General features: G+C 65.5%; 15 protein-coding genes. 5 read left to right on the forward strand and 10 right to left on the reverse strand.

Annotated elements, in window-relative coordinates; genetic code table 11:
- Window positions 1-4: 4 nt before the first annotated feature.
- The 4 genes from V3B64_RS01445 to V3B64_RS01460 are packed head-to-tail and all read right to left on the reverse strand — an operon-like array spanning window position 5 to window position 6,917.
- Window positions 5-3,334 (reverse strand): PAS-domain containing protein, encoded by a 3,330-nt coding sequence (locus V3B64_RS01445; RefSeq protein WP_329913443.1) that lies wholly within the window; start codon window positions 3,332-3,334, stop codon window positions 5-7.
- Window positions 3,335-3,370: 36 nt separating this feature from the next.
- Window positions 3,371-3,847 carry a MaoC family dehydratase gene (locus V3B64_RS01450; RefSeq protein WP_329913444.1) on the reverse strand — a complete coding sequence of 159 codons (477 nt, stop codon included), beginning with the start codon at window positions 3,845-3,847 and terminating at the stop codon, window positions 3,371-3,373.
- Window positions 3,844-4,722: an alpha/beta hydrolase gene (locus V3B64_RS01455; protein ID WP_329913445.1), complete on the reverse strand. Its 879-nt coding sequence runs from the start codon at window positions 4,720-4,722 to the stop codon at window positions 3,844-3,846. The genes V3B64_RS01450 and V3B64_RS01455 overlap by 4 nt, the downstream gene beginning before the upstream one ends.
- 32 nt (window positions 4,723-4,754) lie before the next feature.
- Complete coding sequence (locus tag V3B64_RS01460; RefSeq protein ID WP_329913563.1) at window positions 4,755-6,917, reverse strand: TonB-dependent receptor; 2,163 nt, start codon at window positions 6,915-6,917, stop codon at window positions 4,755-4,757.
- 221 nt (window positions 6,918-7,138) lie between these two features.
- Here V3B64_RS01460 and V3B64_RS01465 point away from each other — a divergent pair, with 221 nt between their 5' ends.
- Complete coding sequence (locus tag V3B64_RS01465; RefSeq protein WP_329913446.1) at window positions 7,139-8,143, forward strand: PHB depolymerase family esterase; 1,005 nt, start codon at window positions 7,139-7,141, stop codon at window positions 8,141-8,143.
- A 49-nt stretch (window positions 8,144-8,192) separates the two neighbouring features.
- Here the strand turns inward: V3B64_RS01465 and V3B64_RS01470 are convergent, their stop codons facing one another.
- Both V3B64_RS01470 and V3B64_RS01475 read right to left on the reverse strand, forming a co-directional pair.
- On the reverse strand, window positions 8,193-8,972 hold the full coding sequence (locus tag V3B64_RS01470; protein ID WP_329913447.1) for a helix-turn-helix transcriptional regulator: 780 nt from the start codon (window positions 8,970-8,972) through the stop codon (window positions 8,193-8,195).
- A 374-nt stretch (window positions 8,973-9,346) separates the two neighbouring features.
- Window positions 9,347-10,273 (reverse strand): hypothetical protein, encoded by a 927-nt coding sequence (locus V3B64_RS01475; RefSeq protein WP_329913448.1) that lies wholly within the window; start codon window positions 10,271-10,273, stop codon window positions 9,347-9,349.
- Between the two features lie 205 nt (window positions 10,274-10,478).
- Between V3B64_RS01475 and V3B64_RS01480 the strand changes: the two genes are divergently transcribed.
- The 3 genes from V3B64_RS01480 to V3B64_RS01490 all read left to right on the forward strand — a co-directional run bounded on the left by V3B64_RS01480 (window position 10,479) and on the right by V3B64_RS01490 (window position 13,270).
- On the forward strand, window positions 10,479-10,640 hold the full coding sequence (locus V3B64_RS01480) for a hypothetical protein (protein ID WP_162292259.1): 162 nt from the start codon (window positions 10,479-10,481) through the stop codon (window positions 10,638-10,640).
- A gap of 75 nt (window positions 10,641-10,715) precedes the next feature.
- Window positions 10,716-11,417 (forward strand): lasso peptide biosynthesis B2 protein, encoded by a 702-nt coding sequence (locus V3B64_RS01485; protein WP_182266094.1) that lies wholly within the window; start codon window positions 10,716-10,718, stop codon window positions 11,415-11,417.
- 11 nt (window positions 11,418-11,428) lie between these two features.
- On the forward strand, window positions 11,429-13,270 hold the full coding sequence (locus tag V3B64_RS01490) for an asparagine synthase-related protein (protein WP_329913449.1): 1,842 nt from the start codon (window positions 11,429-11,431) through the stop codon (window positions 13,268-13,270).
- Here the strand turns inward: V3B64_RS01490 and V3B64_RS01495 are convergent.
- From V3B64_RS01495 to V3B64_RS01510, 4 genes are read right to left on the reverse strand one after another with little or no spacing between them, the layout of a single operon-like run.
- Window positions 13,267-13,977 (reverse strand): ABC transporter ATP-binding protein, encoded by a 711-nt coding sequence (locus V3B64_RS01495; protein WP_329913450.1) that lies wholly within the window; start codon window positions 13,975-13,977, stop codon window positions 13,267-13,269. The genes V3B64_RS01490 and V3B64_RS01495 overlap by 4 nt on opposite strands.
- A gap of 12 nt (window positions 13,978-13,989) precedes the next feature.
- On the reverse strand, window positions 13,990-15,345 hold the full coding sequence (locus tag V3B64_RS01500; protein ID WP_329913451.1) for an ABC transporter permease subunit: 1,356 nt from the start codon (window positions 15,343-15,345) through the stop codon (window positions 13,990-13,992).
- The gene (locus V3B64_RS01505) at window positions 15,342-16,784 is read right to left on the reverse strand and encodes a DUF3526 domain-containing protein (protein WP_329913452.1); all 1,443 of its coding nucleotides are present in this window, start codon (window positions 16,782-16,784) and stop codon (window positions 15,342-15,344) included. Before V3B64_RS01505 ends, V3B64_RS01500 begins: the two co-directional genes overlap by 4 nt.
- A 27-nt stretch (window positions 16,785-16,811) precedes the next feature.
- Complete coding sequence (locus V3B64_RS01510) at window positions 16,812-19,202, reverse strand: TonB-dependent receptor (RefSeq protein ID WP_329913453.1); 2,391 nt, start codon at window positions 19,200-19,202, stop codon at window positions 16,812-16,814.
- A 113-nt stretch (window positions 19,203-19,315) separates the two neighbouring features.
- On the opposite strand from V3B64_RS01510, the gene V3B64_RS01515 reads away from it, so the two are divergent.
- Window positions 19,316-20,968, forward strand: coding sequence for an ABC transporter ATP-binding protein (locus tag V3B64_RS01515; protein WP_329913454.1), 1,653 nt, complete (start codon window positions 19,316-19,318; stop codon window positions 20,966-20,968).
- The last annotated feature ends 78 nt before the right edge of the window (window positions 20,969-21,046 follow it).

The raw sequence follows: 21,046 nt of genomic DNA on the forward strand, positions 1-21,046 counted from the left end.
CCGGTCAGGGCGTGGTGCTGGCCGCCAGCAGGTGGTTGATCGCCCAGCGCAGCGCCAACGGTTTGAACGGCTTGTTGAGCAGGGACAGCCCAACGCCGCGCACCGCCTCGCGCGTATCGCTGCCGGCATCCGCACTGAGGATCACCGTCGGACGCGGCCCATGCATGCCTACCAGCCGCTTCCACAGCGCAACACCGGTATCGCCATCATCCAGGTGATAGTCGAACAGCCACAGCGCCGCCTCGTGCGCTGACGGTCCGATGTCATCGGCTTGGCCTGCCGCGATGACATCGCAACCCCAGGAAAGCAGCAGCTGCCGCATCGCCTCCAATGCGTCCGGGTCGTTGTCGACCACCAGCACGCGGACTCCCTTGAGCGCGCTGCTGCCGGCTGCCGGCGGCGAGCTGCGCGGGGTCGCAGGGGGTGCTGCGCGTTGCACGCTGATCGAGAAGGCCGAGCCGTGCTCGGGCACGCTGCGCAGGTGCAGGGGTGCGTGCAGCAGGTCGGCGATGCGGTGCGCGATGGTCAAGCCCAGGCCCAGTCCCTGGCCGTTGCTGCGATCGACCCGGTGGAATTCCTCGAACACCACCGCCTGCTGCTCCGGAGCAATGCCGGGGCCAGTGTCATGCACACCGATCAGCAGTGCCTGTCCCTGGCGGCGCACACCGAGCAACACACCGCCATGGCGGGTGTAACGAATGGCATTGGCCAGGAAGTTCTGCAGCACCCGGCGCAGCAGCAGGGGGTCACTATGGACCCAGGCCTGGCTCCGCACATGGCGGAACTGCAGGCCGCGCGCCGCCGCCAGTACCGCGAACTCCTGCGCGAGCGGATCGAGGACGGTCGACAGCGCGAAGGGGCGCGGATCGGCGACCAGCCCGCCCGCCTCAAGACGGGAGATATCCAGCAGCCCGGACAGCAGGTCGTCGGTGGAGTCCAGCGCACCTCGGATCTGGCGCAGGAAACTGTCGAGGAACTCCGATTCGATGTGCTGCGACATCGCATCGGTCAGCAGCTGCGCCGCATGCAGTGGCTGGATCAGGTCGTGGCCGACCGCCGTCAGGAAGCGTGTCTTGGCAACGTTCGCGCGCTCGGCTTCGTGCACTGCCTGTTCCAGCCGTGCGGTGCGGTCCTGCACGCGGCGCTCGAGGGTTTCGTTGCTGCGCTTGAGCGCTTCCTCGGCACGCCGGAAGGCGGTGACGTCGGTGAAGGTGGCCACGTAGCCACCGCCGGGCATCGGATTGCCACGGATCTCGACGATGGTGTTGTCGGGGAAGATCCGTTCGGACAGATGCGGCGTGCCACGCCGCATGTGTGCGGCGCGACGCTGCAGGGCCTTGTCGCGAGAGTCACCAGGGCCGTCGCCGATCTTCAGTTCGGCCAGCGCCCACGCTGTCAGATTGACCACCGGCTGCCCGACCTGCAGCAACTCGGGCGGAAACTTGAACAACGCGGCGTAGCGGCTGTTCCAGGCTACCAGCTGCAGCTGCGCGTCGACCACGCTGATGCCCTGGCTCATGTTTTCCAGCGCCGCTTCCAGCAGGCGCTGGTTGAAGCGCAGCGCCTGGGTGGCTTCGCCTACAGCACGGGTTACCACATCCAAGGGCGCGGCACCGCCATCGCGAGCGGCCTCCACCAGCAGGCGCGCCATGCCCGCGCCGACCACGGCGCTCAGTTCGCGTTCGATGGTGATGACCCGGTCGTCGTCCAGCAGCTGCCCGGCATGACCATCCATCAGTTGCCGGGCCCGCTCCTGGCCGAGGAAGCGTCCGGCCGTCCTGCGCAGCGAGGCTGCTGCCACCGCATCCCGTCGTCGCGGCAACGAGGGACGCACCGCGCGCGACACCAGCGCAACCGTCAGCAGGTTGACCGCCAGACTGGCGCCCATGCTGATGGCGATATGGCCCGACTGCAGGCGCAGCGAGACCACGGACAGCCAGTGCAGGTCATCGGGCCCCGAGGCGGGGGGCGTGGCAGGGATCACCATCGGCAGCAGCACCAGCCACAGCCAGGCCAACGACCCCAGCACGATGCCGGCGATGATGGCCGGAGAGGGCGTGCGCGGGCGATACACCGCCAGCAGGACCGCCGGCGCCAGCTGCGAGAGGGCGGTGAAGGACATCAGGCCGAAATCGCTGAGTGCCTCGGTGTCGCTCATCGCCCGGCTGTACAGCCACGACATCAGGAACACGGCGAGGATGCCGGCACGGCGGAAGGCCAGCACGCGTGGACGCAGGTCGGCCGCCGCGGCACCGCCGGCAATACCGTCCAGCAACCGTGAGCCGAAGCCATGGTTGCCGAGCATGATCGACAGGGTCAGCCCGGACAGGATCATCATGCCGGTGGCGGCGCTCAGGCTGCCCAGATAGGCCAGCAAGGCCAGCAGGTGGTGGCCACCGGCCTGCGGCAGCGCCAGCACGTACAGGTCAGGCGACACCGATGCGGGCACCTGCGCGGCACCGGCCAGCGCCATCGGCACCGACGGCAGCCCGATCAGCAGCAGGTAGACCGGGAACAACCAGCGTGCCGTCCTCAGGTCCGAGGTCTGGCGCAGCTCGACCACGCCGACATGGAACTGGTGCGGCAGGGTAAACGCGGAGATCGCCCCCAGCGCGACCATGGTCAGATAGTCCGGCATGATGGCCGGTGGCGGCAGCTGCGCCATCTTTTCCAGCAGCGGCGTGCCCGCCTGGCGCACCGACAGCGCCGCATAGAGGCCAATGGCGAGCAGCGCCAACAGCTTCAATACCGACTCCAGCCCCAGGGCGACCACGATGCCACGATTGGGCTCGGTGGCCGATGCCTTGCGTGCACCGAACAGCAGGGTGAACGCCGCCATTGTCAGGGCGAACCAGAACGACATGTCCAGCTGCGCGGCAGCAGGCGCGAAACGATCGCCCAGCAGCGCGCCCAGGCCCTGACTGACAGCCTTCAACTGCAGGGCGATGTAGGGAATGATGCCGAACAGTGCCACCAGGGTGATGGTGAAACCGAGGCCGCGATCGGCACGCAGTCGTGCGACGACCAGATCAGCGATGGTGGCACTGTTGTGCTGCTTGGCCAGCCGCCCCAGGCGGAGCAGGAAGGGCAGGCCGAATGCAAAGATCAACGCCATGCCGGCCAGGGTGGGTGGAATCGGGAAGCCCCATTGCAGTCCCTGCGAGGCCGCGCCGTAGTAGGTCCACGCGGTGCAGTGCACGGCCAGCGACAGCGCGTAGATGAGCGGCCATGCCTTCGAAAGCCGGTGCCCCCGGCGCTCACCCCACAGCGCCACGCCAAACAGCAGTGCGGTCCATGCAATGCAGGCGAAGAGGACGATGGAGGGCGTCAACATCGCTCCAGTGTAGGGAGAGAACCGGGCAGGGTGGTGCTAGGGAGCGACCACGATCAGTGACAGCTGCTCAGCGACCAGTGCCAGCTCGCCATCGGCAACCCGCTCGACGGCCTTGCGCTGGGTCAGCAGCCACTGGCCGGGCTGGCGCGCGTCCAGCGACAGCAGCTGCGAGCGTACCCGCACCCCGGACCCGCTGGGTACCGGCGCCAGGAAGCGGATCTTGTTGAGGCCGTAGTTGAGCACATGGGCGATGCCGGGGAAGCCGGTAAGGGCGGCCACATCGTCCTGCACGGTGAGCGAGAGCAGCAGGAAGCCGTGCGCGATGGTCTGCCCGCCCGGCAGCTGCGTCTGCGCGCGGCCTGGATCGACGTGGATCCAGTTGTGGTCGCCGGTGGCGTCGGCAAAGGCATCGATGCGCGCCTGGTCCACGTGGGTCACGCCACTCACCCGCTCGCTGGCCGCCCACTGCTGCAACGCCTGCAGCGCGGGAGGCAGGTTGCTGTCTGCACTCACGCCACACGCTCCAGCAAGGTCAGGATCGCGTCACGTGCCTCTGGCTCGGACAGCATCGGCGCATGGCCCACATCCGGCACTTCCACCAGGCGGGCACTTTCCGAGGTGGCCGCCATCTGCCGCGCGACATCGGCCGGCAGGATGTCGGACAGCGCACCGCGCACCACCAGTACCGGCACCCGTGCGGTCAGCCCACGAACCGCACGCCACAGCACCGGCCGCAGCAACCACAGCAGCCACGGACGTGTCGTTCGGATCACGGCCGGATCGTAATCCAGCTCCAGCAGTCCATCGCTGCGCGGGCGGAAGGTGCGCACCGCCATCTGCCGCCAGTCGTCGGTACTGAAGCGAGGGAACGCGGCCTTGCCGATCGACGCCACATAGGCCGTGGCCTGCTCCAGATCCATCGGTGGCACCGGCTTGCCGGCGTACTTGCCGATCCGTGCCAGCGCCTCACGCGGCACCTTGGGGCCGGCATCGTTGAGCACCGCGCCCGCGATCCGCTCGGGCGCGCGCGAGGCAAGGGTGATGGTCACCAGCACGCCCAGCGAGGTGCCGACGAATACCGCCTTGGCGATGTTCTGCGAGCGCAGCAGCGCAACCATGTCATCCGCATAGGCACGCGGGTTGTAGCTGGACGGGTCATATGCGCGTTCCGACCCTGCGCGACCGCGCAGGTCGACCGCGATCACGCGCCAGCCCTCGGCGGTAAGCACATCGGCAAGCGCATCGAAATCGGCGCCATTGCGGGTCAGCCCGGGAATGCAGACCACCGTGCCACGCGCTGCCTGCCCCGCATCGGGTGCATGGTCGCGCGCGTGCAGGCGCAACCCATCATTGCTGTTCCAGTACAGGTCGTCGTAAGACTGCGTCATGCAGAAGCTTCCTGGAGATCGTAACGGATGCGCTAGAAATCGTAACGGACGCTGAGGCTATATTGGCGTGGCGGACCATAGAAGCCAATCAGCGTGCCGACCGCCGGGATGTTGTAGCCGGTGGTGCGGTATTCCTTGTCGGCCAGGTTGGTGCCCTGCAGCGAGAAGGTCCACGCATCATCCAGGCGCCAGATGACGCCGGCATTGACCAGCCCGTAACCCTGCTGGCGGATCACCGGACTGAGATCAGTGGTCGGCCACACTTCGCTCTGATAGCTGTAGCTCACCCGTGCCGACAGGTTGCTGCCATTGGCCAGCTCGGTGCGGTATTCCACGTTGAACGCACCGGAGAATTCCGGTGCATTGGTGAACTTCATCTGCCTGGCCACATTGACGCCACGATCCATGTACTCGTCGTACTTGGTATCCAGCCACGCCAGGTTGCCGGAAATCAGCCAGTGCTGGCTGGGCAGGTACTGGTACTCGACTTCCAGGCCTTTGACCGTACCTGCGCCGGCATTGGTGAAATCACCGAAGAAGGAGTCATCGACGCCATCGCCATTGGTATCCAGGCCGGTGAACACCGACAACTGGATGTCCTTGTACTTGTTGTAGAAGGCCGACAGATTGAGGAACAGGCGCTGGTCGAGGAAGGCCATCTTGCTGCCGACCTCGTAGCTGTCCACGGTCTCGTCGTCGAACGGCTCGGCCGAGCGTGGCACGGCCACCGCGTTGGCGCGGATGTTGTAGCCACCGGACTTGAAGCCACGCGTGGCCAGGCCGTAGACCATGATGTCCGGAGTGATCTGGTAGTCCAGCGAGACCTTGGGCGAGACGTTCTTGAAGTTGGTCTTCTTGTCGAAGTCCGCGGTCACCGCCACCGGCCGGCTGAAACCCGGGTCGGCGTACAGGCGGTTCAGCACGATCGCGCGCTTGTCCTCGTCGGTGTAACGGGCGCCTACATCCAGCTTGAGTTTGCTGGTCAGGTCGAAGGTCCAGTCCGCGTACAGCGCGATGCTGTCGGTCAACACCTTGCCCTGGTTGTCGGCGAACTGCGCACTGAAGTAGTTGTTCTGGATCTGGCCGCCCGCCTCGCCACTGAACTGGTACAGGCCGACCACACCGCGTACCCGGCCGCCGGCATCGTAGTTCAATTGCACTTCGTTGCTGACCTGGTCGTCGTGATAGGTGCCACCCACGTCGGCCAGCTTGACCGGCGCGGTATCGAAGTCGATGTTGGCCTCGCTGTCCGATTCACGCTTGGCGACCACGTACTTCAATGCAATGTCGTCGTTCGGCCGCCAGTTCACCGTGGCCGAGGCACCCTTGCTCTCCACGTTGTTGAGGTTGCGCATGCCCGAGCGGATGTCGTAGCGGCTGTCCATCGGTGGATAGGCGCGCAGGAACGGATTGGGCGCCAGCATCTTCGAGCCGCGCATGCCGGACTGGTCGTCGATCCAGTCCAGTGCGAACTGCACGTCGAAGTCATCGCCCGCGTACGCGCCCAGGTTCAGGCGTGCCGCGTTGATCTGCTTGTCACTGACCGGCTGGCCGTTGAAGGTGTTCTCGCCAAACCCGTCGTGGTTCATGCTGGCCACCGCCACGCGGGCGCGCAGGCCACTGTCGGCGCCGCCAATCGGGCCGCCGATGGCCGCCTTCGCATCCAGCTGGCTGTAGTTGCCCACGGTGATCTGGGCGAAGCCCTCGGTCTGGGTGGGCAGGCCGCGCGAGATGTACTTGATCGCGCCGCCGATGGTGTTCTTGCCGTAGAGCGTGCCCTGCGGGCCGCGCAGCACCTCGATGCGCGAGACATCGAACACATCCAGCAGCGCACCCTGCGGGCGCGCGATGTAGACGTCATCCAGGTAGATGCCTACGCCCGGATCGGCGCCCCAGGTGGGATCGGACTGGCCGATGCCGCGGATGTAGGCGGTGACCGTGCTGCTGGCGCCACGGGCGGCGTAGATGGTGAGGTTCGGCACCTGCGCATCGAGGTCGCTGATGTCCTGGACATTCATCTTGTCCAGCGCCTCGGAGGTAAAGGCGGTGACTGCAACCGGCACCTCCTGCAGGGTTTCCTCACGCTTGCGCGCGGTGACCTTGATGCTGTCCAGGTTGGTCGGCGAAGCGGATCTGCCTGCCGTCGGTGATTCCTGTGCCAGTACCGGCCCCGTGGCCAGCAGCGCGCCGATCATGAGACTCAAACAATTCCGTTTCATTCGGTCCTCCCCCAGGCATGAGCGTGCGGATGGCCCATTGCCACCCCTGCAGCCAAGGCTAGCGGTGTCATGGGCAAGCAGCGAGTGGACCTAGGTCCAGTCGGCAGCGGCCCGTGGATGCGGATACTGGGCGCGCCCCCAACCGGAAGCGGTCCCCGGTACTCCTTCATCCACGACTCACGCACGAGGATCTGGCCATGAAATCCGGAATCGATTCGATCAAGGCGGTACTGCTGGTGTTGTGCAGCTGGCTGGCGATGGCGGGCAGCGCGGTTGCCGCTGGCCCGGCCGGTCATTGGGATATCGGCCTGTACGGCAATCTGTTCGGCGCCCGCGAGTACCAGGTCTGGGTGCCGGCCGGCTACGACGCGGCCCAGCCACTGCCCCTGCTGCTGGTGCTGCACGGCTGTGTGACCGGGCCGAACCTGATGGGCGAGGCCTCCGGCTTCAACGATGTGGCCGACACGGAGGGGTTCATCGTGGTCTACCCCCGGCAAAACGTCACCTCCAATCCGGCCCGCTGCTGGAACTGGCAGCTGCCGATCAACCAGGCCCGCGACAGCGGCGAGGCCTCGATCCTGGCTGGCATCGTGGACAAGGTGAAGTCCGGTTACAGCGTCGATCCACATCGGGTCTACGTCACTGGCATTTCCGCGGGCGGTGCGATGACTTCGATCATGCTGGCCTGCTACTCGGATGTGTTCGCCGCCGGCGCCATCCATTCCGGCGGCATGTTCAAGGGTGCGACCACGATTTCCGGTAGCGCCTATGCGTTGCTGGCCGGCAGCATCTATTCGCCGGACAGCAATGGCCGGCTGGCCTGGCAGTGTTCGGGCTCGCCGTCACCGCGTCCGATCCCGGTGCTGGTGTTCCATGGCAGCGCCGATCTCACCGTCAATCCGGTCAACGGGCAGCAGGCCGTGCGCCAGTTCCTGCAGACCAATGATCTGGCCGACGACGGCCTGGACAACGACTCGGTGAAGTACCTGCCGACCAGCACCTATCACGGCCAGGTGCCGGGTGGACGTGCGTATACAGTGGATACCTACGCCTACGGTGGCAGGACGCTGGTGCAGCACTATGTGGTGCAGGGCATGGGCCATGCGTGGAGCGGCAGCCAGTCCGGCCTGCCGTTCACCGACCCGAAGGGACCGGATGCCACGCTGATCACCTGGTTGTTCCTGAAGGACTACCAGCGCTGAGAGGAAGGACAATCCTTGCCGGTGCGGGAGCCACGCGCTCCCGCATCCGTCAACGTGGCTCCTGCGGCCGCTGATCGTCGGCGTCCGATGCCCGCTGCCGAGTGCCTCGCTCCGCCAGGAAACGCTTGGGCGGCGCACCCACGGTCTTGCGGAACATGGTCACGAACGCTCCGGCACTGTCATAGCCCAGGTGGTCCGCAACGGCCTGTACTGTCCTGCCTTTGGCCAGCAGCGGTAGCGCGACCACAACATGCAACTGCCTGCGCCAGCGCCTTACGCTTAAACCGGTTTCTCCAGAGAACAGGCGCGACATGTTGCGCTCGCTCATTCCAATCCGGCTCGCCCAGACTTCAAGTGTTGCCCGTTCGGCTGGCGTGTCCAGCATTGCGTTGGCAAGCCGGCGCAACCTTGCATCGGATGGCATGGGCAGATGGAGCCACTCCGGTGGCGCGGCGATCAGCTCATCCAGGAACACGGCCATCAGGCGGTCCTGCGCGCTGCCGGGCTCGTAGTGCCCGGGAAGGGCGGACGCCCGCTCCAGCAGGGCCTGCATGAACGGGGTGATCGCCATTGCAGCGCAGTGCGTCGGCAGCCCCGGCACCACACCGGGTTCCACGAACACCACGAACCCGTGCGGCCGCCCACTGCTGCTGGCCCGATGGGACAGGCCACCGGGAATCCAGATCGCACCCTGTGGGAGAACCACCCACAGGCCGGCTGCAGTCTCCAGCATGATCAAGCCGCGCGTGGCAACCAGCAGCTGTGCCTTCCGGTGCGCATGGAAGGGCATCTGCCAGGCATCTGGAATGGGGTCCAGCCCAAGCACCATCACCGGAATATCGACACGGTCCGGATAGTCGGGCCCAACCTCGCTCAGCCCCGCAATCGAAATCTCCACGCCGGACCTACGACTCAGAGCTACGCCGGGCAGTACGGCGGCGCTTACTCGTCATCGCGTGCCGACACCGCTTCGCGCCTGTGCCAGACACAGATCAGTCCCATCAGGACATGGACGATCGGCGCGTCCTTTCCTGTGGTTTCGGTGGTCCGTGGCTGTTCAATCACGCTGACATCCTCTCTTGTTGAGGATGGGAAGCGTATGCGGCAAGCCCGCAGGCGTCATTCGACAGTTCCGCCAGGTGATTCACCAATCCGGCCATCTCTGTCGACGTGGCCCCAGGGAGGGGAGGGTTCGGCACAGGATTACAGCGCCGGAACCGTGATCCTCTGCAGGTCGAGCTTGGCCCTCAGAGCGTAGTGCTTGCGGGTGACCGGCACGACGCAGGTCAGGCGAGGATCGACATAGTCCTTGAACAGCGGCGGACGCGGGGAAGACAGGTAGAATCCGCGATCCTGCTTGACCGCCGCCGGCAGCAGAACCTCGCTGAGGTCGCTGTCGGAGGCATCGGTGACGAGGCAGGGCGCATGGCGGAACCCGAGCCGGCGCAGCAGGTACAGGCGGTGGGAGCCATTGGTCAGCACCATGCGCTTGCCAAACCGGGTGGCGCTGATCAGGTTGTCACTGAAACCCAGATAGATGACGACGGCGTGGCTGGCTGCGCCGAACGGCTCGTAGTCGGTGATGGCAGCCGGATCGAGGGTCGCCACATCGAGGAAGCGCAGGTCGTTCGAGGTGGACGCGAAGGTGTAGCTGCCATCGGACTGGGTGAAGCGCACTTCCGGATGTGCATGGCCGCCGCTGCGCGCGACAAGCTGCATGACCTCCTGCGCGGTGGGCGAGGCGGTCAGGGACGCCGCCAACTGGTCGATGTGACGCAGGTTGATGCACTCCTGGAAGATCACCAGTCGATCGATCTCGACCATCTGCCAACTGCGTGGCAAAACACTCGTCATGCGGTGCATCGAGGGTTGCCGCAGCGCCTGCTCAGCCAGCGGCAGCATCTCATCCGGCAACGCATGGACATTGATGGCGTCGGCCTCACCGGCTTCCTCCTGCTGCAGCCTCAGCACCTCGGCACGTGCCGTCCGCCATTCCTCCACCAGCGCAGCCTCGTCGAAGCGTCCCGGTGGGCAACGCTCCCGTACGAAACGGATGAACTTCGGCAGGGGAAACATCCCCTTCAGCAGAAGCGTGGGATCCAGGCCGTCGTCTCTGATCTCGCTACTCATCCCTCTCGCCTCTCGTAGGTCGTATCTACAACGGCCCGCTGGCGTCATTCGTCACGCCAAAATAATATGTTATATCGTAACATTCAGGTGCCTTGGCGGCAATCGCCCTGCAATGTCGCGGCGATGGTGGCTTGGCTGCTCCGTATCCAATGCAACGCGATCCAACGCAATGCGCGGGTACATCCACTGACGATAGGAGATGTTCATGAACGAGCTGATTGAGCTGGGTGTAGTGGCAGGACAGCAGAACCCTGAGGATCAGGGCATGGGTGGCGAACTGATCGAGCTGGGCTCGGTGGTTTCGGAAACGAAGGCGCACAACCACGGCACGTTGTGGGATGGCGTGTTCCCGACCACGTCGCCCTGATCTGTCGCGCAATGTCGCATCTGCGGTGCATGCCCTGCATGCACCGCTTCTCCGGTTCCGGCGCAGGAGCGCATGATGGAGCAGGCTGCCGCCCCGTATTTCCTGTCAAAGCACGCCCACGTCTGTGTCACCGGCGATGCGATGGTGATTCTGGACCAGGCCACGGGAAAGTATCTCTCCCTTGAAAAACGCGGCGCCGCAGGCCTTGGCAAGCTCGTTCTCGATTGGCCCCTGCAGTCCGATGACGCAAGCACGCCCAGGCTTCTGCAGGCATTGATCGACCGCCGCCTGATCACCGCGGATCCGCAGCAGGGGAAATCCGCTGCCAGCCCTGCCATTGCGCTGCCTCGGTACTGGGCGCGCGAAGGCGCGCCGCGTGGCCGTCCACCAATCGTGGCGCGTGACCTGCGTCGATTCATCGCCTCGTGCGCCTATGCCGCCTGCAGCAGAACGTTCCTTCCTTTCAGTTCCACGGTGTCGGCCGTGCGCCGTCGGGCGGATCGCGGCCACAGCCGGCCGGTAGGCGCTGAAGAACTGGCCCTGCGGGTGCGGGTGTTCGACTGGCTTCGGCCCCTGGCCTTCAGGAAAACCGATGAGTGCTTTCTCTACTGCCTGGCGATGCGCGGATTCCTGTCGAACTACGGCATCGTTCCGGCCTGGGTGTTCGCCGTCAGAACCCAGCCGTTCGCCGCGCATTGCTGGCTGCAGCACGGCGATCAGGTGTTGACCGACATTCCCTTCAACCTGCGCCGGATGGTTCCCATCCTGGTGCTGTAACGAAACCTGCCATGTACCGATACATTGCCGTGCTCTGGAACACCCACTCGGAATCCGCGACGGCGCAGGCGGAACGCATCGTGGAAAGGATCGGCGCCAGGCTGCCCGGCATCGCCTGCGTGTTGAACGACAACGGCGCGGCGATCCATGTGCAGAGCGACAACCACGGCTATTTCGAATGCAATCGCTCGAACGCGCTGGTGGTACTGGGCAAGCTGTTCCACAAGACGTTCGGCGAAGGCAAAGTGCCTTGCTGCGTGAACCTGGATCCCGCCACAGCGGACGCCGCCTGCAGCAGCCAGGGCCGCAGCATCGTAGAACACTACTGGGGCCGCTACGTGGCGTTCGGCTTCCAGCAGGAAACGTCGAGCTGGTTCGTCCTGCGCGATCCCACTGCGGAGATCCCGTGCTATATGACCACGGTGGGCCAGTTGACGCTGGTCTTCTCCAACATGGAAGACTGCCTGATGCTGGGTCTGCGCGAATTCAGCGTTGACTGGTCCTTCCTGTCGTACTCGCTGCTGTACCCGTTTCGTGATGGCCTGCATACCGGCTTCGAGGAGGTCACGGCGGTCGAAGCGGGTGAAGCGGTTTCAATCCGCGATGGAGAGCCGGTGGGCCGGCACTGCCAGTGGGACGTGGTGCGGCTGGCCCGCGACGCGCCGATCGAAGATCTTCAGCAAGCCGTGTCGCTGGCGCGTTCCACGCTGCTGGGCTGCATCGGTGCACTGGCCAGCCCGCACCGGCGCATCCAGCTGCAGCTGTCGGGCGGTCTGGATTCCTCGATCATCCTGGCCGGCCTGTTGCAGGCGCCGTCGGCACCGGAGGTGACGTGTGTCCACCACTACGATGATGGCATCGGCGCCGACGAACGGCTGTTCGCGCGGATGGCAGTGCAAGGGGCCAGTGATTCCTCGGGCAGGCGTTGCGAATACATCGAGTATCGAAGGCAACCTCACTGCGCGCTGGAAGAGATCATGACCTTCCCGCGTACAGCCCGGCCGGCGCATTGTTCCGGCTATCTTCTCCACCGCCGTGACGTGGCCTTCGACGGTGACACAGTGCAGTTCACCGGCGTTGGCGGTGATGCGGTGTTCCTGCGTTTCAAGGGCAATGCCGCTGCGATCGACTACGCCTGGCGGCGCGGCATCGACCGGGTTTTCTTCCGCGTCGCCTTCGAAACCGCGCAGTCCGGCGATTCACTGTACGGCGTGCTGAAGGATGCGATGGTCCATGGTCTGCTCAAGCGGCCAGGCAGCATCAATGGCCGTTGGGGCAAACCCTGCCCATGGGTGCGGGTGGACCGCGCCGAACAGGATGGCCTGCAGCCGGCCTGGTTGCGGCATGCGCAGGCGCAGGGCCATCACGTATCACCCTACAAGCTGGCCCATATCGGCCGCATGGTGTTTCCGACCAGCGTCCTTGATCCCTTCGAAGGTGCAGGCCACTGGCATGGCGTATCGCCGATCAGTGCGCAGCCGCTTGTCGAACTGTTCGCGCGCATTCCGCTGCACCTGCTCATCGCGGACGCGGAAGACCGCACCATCGCGCGGCGTGCAATGAAAGGCCTGTTGCCGGAGGTGCTGCTGTCGCGGAAGGTGAAATCCTATCTGGATGATCATTCCGTGGTGGTCACCCAGGGGCACCAGCAGTTCATCAGGAATCTGCTGGTTGACGGTATGCTGGCCAGGCGCGGCTATCTCGACAGCGCGCTGGCCGATGCGGGCATCCAGCAGGTCAGCCCGGACCACTCGTCGCAGGTGCTCGGCATCTTCGGCCCGCAGATCAACATCGAAGCGTGGCTGCGGCGCTGGTCCGGCCAGCGTGGCGCGCAGGCGGCCGCCGTGGCCTAGGCGCTGCGGCTCATTTCTTCCAGGTACAGGCTCTCAAGATCGTTCGCGGTGATCGTGCTGGCATCAAGCGTCCTGCGCAGGCGGCCGGCCCGCATCAGGCCGATCGTGGTCGCCACTTCCCGGGCACGGAACAGATCGTGGGTGGCCATCAGGATCGCCGTGCCGCGATCGCGTTCCCGCACGATCAACTCATGGAATTCGGCTGACGCCGTTGGGTCCAGGCCCGAGGTGGGTTCATCCAGCAACAGGGCGCTGGCTTCCTTGACGATGGCCAGTGCGATGCCGACCTTCTGCCGCATGCCCTTGGAATAGAGGCCCACGCGTCGCCCGAATGCGTCGGTCGCCAGGCCGGCGGACCTGAGTGCGTCCTTCAACCGCGCTGGCGAGCGTTCCTCGACACCGGCCAGGCGGGCGAAGTAGTCCAGATTCTCGTAGCCGGTCAGCTCGTCGTACAGCGCCACGGTCTCGGGGATGTACAGCAGCCGCCGGCGTACCTCCTGCGGCTGCTGGTGCGCACTGAGACCGTCCACTTCGGCCGCACCGGAGGTGGGTTTCAGAAAGCCAAGGAACAGCTTGATGGTGGTCGACTTGCCGGCGCCGTTGGCGCCCAGCAGGCAGAAGATCTCGCCGGGCTTCACCTTGAAGCTGACGTCATCCAGCGCCCGATGTGCACCGTGTTCCATGACCAGGCTTTTTGCAGACAGCATGTGGACGTCTCCTCAGGGCGTTGTCAGCCGGCTGCGCAATGCACCGGCTGCAAGCAGGACAAGCAGGGTGGCAATGATCAGTGCGGCGAGATCGGCCAGGACACCGCGTTGGGCGACGCCGGCTGTTTCGTGGAACTGGAAGCGGGGCAGGGTGTCGTACTCTTCGAAGGTCTGCGGCGCGTCACGATCCAGATAGGCCTTGTGCAACAGCCGCCGCGCCTGCCAGAAGGAGTGGACCTGCCCCTGGAAGTCGAGCGCGCGGTCGGCATCCGAGCCTGCGATGCGGTCGAGCGCGTCCTGTGTCGCGACGGCCGGCAGCAGCAGCCGCACCTTGTCCAGAACCTGGCGATGTGCGGCCTCGGCCTGCGCATGCGAGGCGATCAGGCGTTCCAGTTCCCGGTCAGCTGCAACCCGATCGGCGTAGGCCTGGCGCACAGTGTCGGAGATGACGGGGGACGGCGAATTCACTGGCGCCGACGTCGCATGCTCGCGCCGCTGGCGCGTGGCGATGTCGGACTGCATCGCCTTTACTTCGGTGGCGAACTGCATCTGTGACGGCGGCGGCGCGATCAGATTCACCGTGGCCAGCGCCAGCGACGGCGCCATGACCACGATCAGCAGCCACAGCGCGCCGGCGGCGATGGCCGCCTCGGTGGTGCGCCGGGCAAGGCAGCCGATCAGCAGTGCAAGGGCCAGCCAGAACGCGCCGTACAGGAGGACGGTCAGGGCCAGCATGGCCAGGCCCGCAGGACTGCGCGCGCCGGCCCCGATCGTCACCGCCAGGAGGATGGCCAGTGCGGGCAGCAGCACCATCAGGCCACGGGCCAGCACCTTGACCATCAGCAGGCGCGTTGCCGACACCGGCTGTGACAGCACCAGCGCCGCGATGCCGCGCTCGCGCTCACGGGACCACAGATCGTGGGTGGCCACGAGAATGACCAACGGCAGCAGGAAGACGATGACGAAGGCGAGGTCGAACCGTCCCGCAGCCCGTGCCGCTGGATTGCCGATGTCGGCCCAAACGTGCTTGAGCAGCTGGGTCGGATCGCCCAGCGCGACCACATCGGCGGTGTAGGGGTAGGCGTCTGCCTGGCCGATCGACAGCGGTGCCATGGCGGCAGGCGCAAGCACCGGCTGGGCGCGGGGCAGCACCGAGGGCGCCTTGCCGACGAATGCCCGGCTGCGTTCCTTCGTCTGTTGTTCTTCCTGCTTGATCAGGGCGATGGCCGCCTCCCGCTGGTCCACCCATGCGCGGCCGTTCCACGCGGCGTAGGCACCCAGCCCGAGCAGCAGGACAAGCAGCACCGGCAGCGCTCGATCGCGCAGCAATCGGCGGATCTCATAGCGGGCAATCGATACAACGTTCATGGCGATCTCCCCAGCTTCCGAGCGGAGATGAGCACCACCACGCAACCCAGCATCAGCCAGACCAGCAGAATGACGAGATTTCCGCGCTGCGCGGTAGCGGTACCGGCCAGGGTCTGTTGCGGTGGCCGGTAGTGCACTGAACGGGTGATGCCGGCGATGTCGGCCACGTGCTTCCCGCCTTGTGGTGCCTTGTGCAGTTTCACTTCCTGGTTGAGTGCCTGGATCAACCGATAGCGGTAGTCCTCCACGCCGCGCAGGAACGCCAGATGCGCCGGGAAATCCGTGCCGGCGAAGGCGCGCGACCAGGACTGCAGCGCCAGCGTTGGCGAGGCAAGACCAAACAGGCGCTGGGTGGCGTCCTGCTGCTGGTAGGTGGCATGCAGGCGATCGAAATGGCGGTTGTAGACGCGCGTCGAGTTGGCCTCGGCAAACTCCAGCGCCACACCGCGGAAGTTCAGCGGCAGGTCGTCAACGCTGTCGACCCGGTAGCGCGCCATCAACGCCGTGCGCAGGGCATCAAGGCGTTTGTCGGCCGGGTCATGGCCATCCGCGCCGTTCTCCGCTTCTTCGGTCACGCCGGTCCTGAACGCCGGTGCCGAAGGGGTCGGGTACAGGGATTCGGCAACCGCAGGCGCCACCCTCGGCAGCAGCAGTGTGGACACCACCCAGAAGCCGAGCAGCACGACCAGTGACGTCCGTGCCGAGCCGGCAAGTGCCGACACCCCCACGGTAAGTGCACAGAACACCAGCAGATAGAGCAGGTAGGCGGCCGCCAGTGCGAGCAGGGCGGCAAGATCCGTGGCGTCGCCGTACTGGATGGACAGCCCCGGAAGACTGATCAGCAGCATGGCCATCACCAGCAGCAACGAGGCGGTCGCCAGGGCAATCAAGCGTCCACAGATCAGCACGCCGGCCGAGGCGCCGGTGCCGAGTTCCTGGCGCAGCGTCTCGCGGGCCACATCGCCGGACAGTGTGGCGAACCCGGCCAGGATGATCAGCAGCGGCGCCACCACCTGCAGCGCCCACGCCGCAGAGAAACCCTCGAAACGGCTGAGTGCGGTGCCACCATCCACGGCACGGTGCCGGGCCGGGTTCTGCGCGTGGCCCTCGATGAACACCGAGGTTCCGAGGTAGTCCGTCAGCCCCGGGTCCAGTGCAGCCAGTGGCCGCACAGGGGCAGCAATGGCACGCCCCACATGTGCGGCGCTATGCGGGTCGATTGTGCCCTGGCTGTCCCAGAGCCGCGCCTCTTCCTCGCTCATTGCCTGGCGCTCCTGCGCCTGCAGGGTCAGGCGTGCAGCACCACTGAGCACCGATGCTCCCGCAATCAGCAACAGGGCAAGGGCGAGCCACAGCACGCGCCGCTCGCGCCACATCAACGTGAGCTGGGTTGCCGCAACAGCAAACGCCTGCTGGATGGCCATGACGGACCGGGACAAGGCAGGGGCTTCGGCGCGCATGGCGGCTTACCAGCGGTGGGTCAGCGACATGGACAGGAAGCGGCCCAGCGCTGTCGCATTGGTGGGGTCGTAGCCGGTGTTGATGCTGTTGACGATGAACGGCGGATCCCGGTCGAGCAGGTTCTGCACGTTGAACGCAAGCGAGGTGCCACGCTGCGGGTCCGCCGATGCACCGAAGTGGTAGGCGAGGTTCAGATCTACGGTCGTCCAGGAGCTGACGTGGGGCCGGGCGACATTGGCGGGGTCGCGATAACTGTCCACGTAGTTCACGAAGATCCCCGCCGCGGCCTGCTGCCGGCTCAGCGCGATGCCACCGCGCATCTTGAGGTCCACCGGGTAGTACACCGAATTCACCGCATCCACCTCGGGCGACGTACTGGTCACGCGCCGCTTCGACTCGATGATGTACTGCCCGGCCAGGTTCAGCCCGATGTGGGTCTGGCCGGCATCGAAGCCATAGGATCCGCTGAAGTCGACACCACGCTGCCGGGTGAAGGCGTTGTTGCGGAAGCGGTTGTCGAGGATCACCTGGCTGTTGGTTTCGTCCATGCCTGGCGGCAACGCATACGGTCCCACGCGCGAGACGAACAGGCCCAGCCCCGATACGCCCAGCTGGCGTGCCTGCTGGATCTGCTGCTGCGTGGGATTGGTGGTCAGGATGTCTGCGTAAGGTGCGGTGGACTGCAGGAACAGCGACGGGAAGCTGCCGCCGAAGCCGCTGCCGATACGGTCGGCGTATTCGATGTGGTAGTAGTTCGCATCGATCTTGAGCCCCGGCAGCGACGGCGGCGCGAACGAGAAACCGCCGGTCCAGGTCTTGGCCCGTTCGGGGCCCAGATCGGGATTGCCATTGGAGAGCATCATCAGGATGGTGTTGCCATTGGCTGCACTCGGGTTGGGCACGTTCGCCACCACCACGGTGTTGTTCAACTGCATGTCCTGGTACACCGGCGCCCGGTAGGAACGACCATAGCTGGTACGGAACGAAAGCCCCTGGGTCGCCTCCCACAGCAGGCCGAGCTTGGGATTCAGCGTGGAACCGAAATCGCTGTAATCGTCATAGCGCGCTGCCGCAGTGAAGGACAGGCTGCGCACGCCCGGCAGATCCTTCAGCAGCGGAACGTTGAGCTCGGCAAAGGCGGATCTCACGGTGCGCTGCAGGTCGAGCGGCTTTTCCAGGCCGCGGTGATCGATCAGTTCATAGCCATCGCGGCGGTAGCCCGCGCCGAATGCCGCGCGAACCCCACCGGCGGGCAGGCTGAACAGCTCACCGTCGGCGACCAGGTCCAGGTAACGCGATTCGGAGTTGGTATTGGTGGGCGGCGCCGTACTGGCCGAGCTGCCGGTGATGGTGGTGCGCTGATAGGACACATCGCTCCTGCCGAACCCCGAATCCAGGCGCGCCTGCCACTGACGCGGAAGGTCCAGTGTCAGGCCGGCGAACAGGTCGAACTGGCGCGTGTGCGGGAACAACCGGGTTTCGTCGGCCGTGCCGGAAATGGTGGTGTCCATCTCGCGCTTGGCGAACGAGCCGGTCACGTTCAGGGTCAGCACATCGCTGAGCTGCTGCACGCCGTCCACGTACAGGCTGTGGCGCTTCGAACCGGGGTAGAGGTCGTACGGCTTGACCTGCACGTTCTTCGAGAAATCCTTGTCCACCGCCGGCAGGTTGCTCTGCTTCAGGAACTCGTAGCTGGCCAGCACATGGCCACCATCCCACGACCAGCCTGCCGACTGCGAGGCCTGGTGTTCCTCCATGCCGCCGGTGGTCACGGCGCCGTAACGCACAGCGGTCTCATACCCGATGAAGTCGCGGCGCAGGATGATGTTGACCACACCGCCGACCGCATCGGTGCCATAGATGGCCGAGGCACCATCGGTGAGGATCTCCACGCGTTCCACCGCACTCAGCGGTATCAGCGAGACATCCACGTACTGGTAGCGGTTCGACGAGGTCACGCGGTGGCCGTTGATCAGGGTCAACGTGGTGCCGGTTCCCAGACCGCGCAGGTTGATGGCGGTGCCCTGGCCGAAGTTGTTGCCGGTATCGCGGTCGACGCCAAGGTTGGCGACGTTGGCACCATTGGCGCCACCGCCGAAGTTCTGCGGCAGTTTCTCGAACAGCTGCTGCACGGTGGCCACGCCGGTGCGGTCGATGGCCTCCTTGTCGATCACGATGATCGGCGAGGCGCCACCGCCAATGGCATCGCGGATGTTGCTGCCGACCACCAGCACCTTGTCCAGGGTGGCGGTCGGCCCCTCGGGTGCTACGCCTGCGGCCCGCGAACGCCGGGCATCGCCGGGGTTCTGGGCCAGTGCGGGCAGGCTGGCCAGCAGTGCAGCGGCAATACTGAGGGCCATGAGCGCGCGTGGCATGGCAGCGGATACGTTCGTCATTCCCCGGTCCATCGATCCCATCCGAAAGTGGCCTGCGACGTGGCGACGTCGCCCCTGAATGGATATGTTATAGCATATCATTCAAGGGTGGAGTCCACGCCGGAACAAGGCCGATGAAGAAGACTGCTGTTCCGCCGCCCGTCGCTGAAATCCTGGGCGCGTACTGGAAGGCTGACCGCAGGCTGCTGCTGCTCATCGCCAGCAGTGTCGTGCTGTCCAGCCTGGCCAGCGTTGCTGCGCCGTACCTTTTCTCGCGCCTGATCGACCGGTTGCCTATCGACGGGGCCAGTGCCCTGGCGTGGGGATTCCTGCTCTACGCCATCATCCTGGGCGCGGGCAGCGCCGTGCAGAACACGGTGCAGTACCTGTCGTTCCTCAGCGGCGAGAACCTCGGCTTCATCACCAGTACCCGCTACTTCGCCCGCCTGCTGAAGAAGACCAACAGTTTCTTCCTGGACTACAACGCCGCCGAGCTGCAGGTGGCAGGGGAGAAAGGCCGTGGCGCGCTGAAGATCGTGGTGCAGCTGGGGCTGGTGGCCTTCATTCCCAGTGCGCTGCAGATCCTGCTGACGCTGATAACGCTGGGTGCGTTGATCAACCTGCAGGTGGTGGCCATCGTGCTGGCCTACGGCACGGTAGCCGTCACGCTTTCCGCCATCGCTACCCGGCGCGCACGCATCCATCGCGAAGCTGCGGTCGAGGCCGGCCAGCAGAACGCGCGCTTCGTCGGCAATGCCATGAATGCCATGGAGACGCTGCGCCAGTTCGGCGGCAGCGCCTGGATGGTGCAGCGCTTCGAGCAGAAGGCCCAGGAGGTGCGCGACAGCTGGCGCGCCTACGTACTGCAGCGGATCGGCTTCATTGCGCTGCTGGGCATCAGCCTGGCGGTCGAGTTCATCGTTACCTTCCATCTGTTGCTGCCGCGCTACCAGAGCGGCGGTCTGAGCGTCGGCGACATCGTCCTGTTCAATCTGCTGCTGCTCCAGCTCAACATGCCGTTCGAGATGATCGCCCGTTCGATCGATGACGTCGCGCGCTCGTGGAGCATGCTGGCTCCGCTTTCCACCTTGTGGGCGGCGCCCGAGGAGCAGCAGGTGGCCGATGCCCAGCGCTTCGCCGGGGAAAGCGGTGGCCTGGAGTTCCAGCAGGTCAGCCACCGCTATGGCAACGGTCGCGGGGTAAGCGATGTGTCCTTCGAGGCCGAACGTGGCGGCATCAATTTCCTGATCGGGCCGACCGGGGCAGGGAAGTCGACGCTGTTCAAGCTCGCCCTGAAATCGATCGATCCCCAGCGTGGCCGGATCCTGGTCGATGGCCTTGACCTGTCCCGGATCGACCGTGCGGCCTGGCATGCCGCTGTCGCGGTGGTTCCGCAGGATGTCATCCTGCTCAACGAAAGCCTGGCCGACAACATCCTGTTGGGGCGCGCACGCGATGATGATCGGCTGCAGCGTGCCGCACGCAAGGCTGCGATCCTGCCGTTGATCGAGGCGCTGCCCGAGGGGCTGGAAACCACGGTGGGCGAGCGCGGCCTGAAGTTGTCTGGCGGTGAACGCCAACGCATCGCGATTGCCCGTGCACTGTATGGCGAGCCGGCGATCCTGTTCCTGGACGAGGCAAGCTCTGCCCTGGATGAAGCCACTGAACGCGAGATCATGGACCACATCCGCGCACTGGCGAATGATGTAACCGTGGTGGCCATCACCCATCGGCGAGGCATCGTGAGCCCGACTGACCGGGTGATTGATCTCGGGGGCGATGCTTAGGGCCAGGAGGCGCTCCGCAGCCAGCGTTTTCGTCTCCACAATCGGCTATCGTGAGCGCTCTTTCCTGATCGCCCTTCA

Source organism: Stenotrophomonas sp. SMYL86 (assembly GCF_036320025.1).
GTDB lineage: Bacteria > Pseudomonadota > Gammaproteobacteria > Xanthomonadales > Xanthomonadaceae > Stenotrophomonas > Stenotrophomonas maltophilia_A.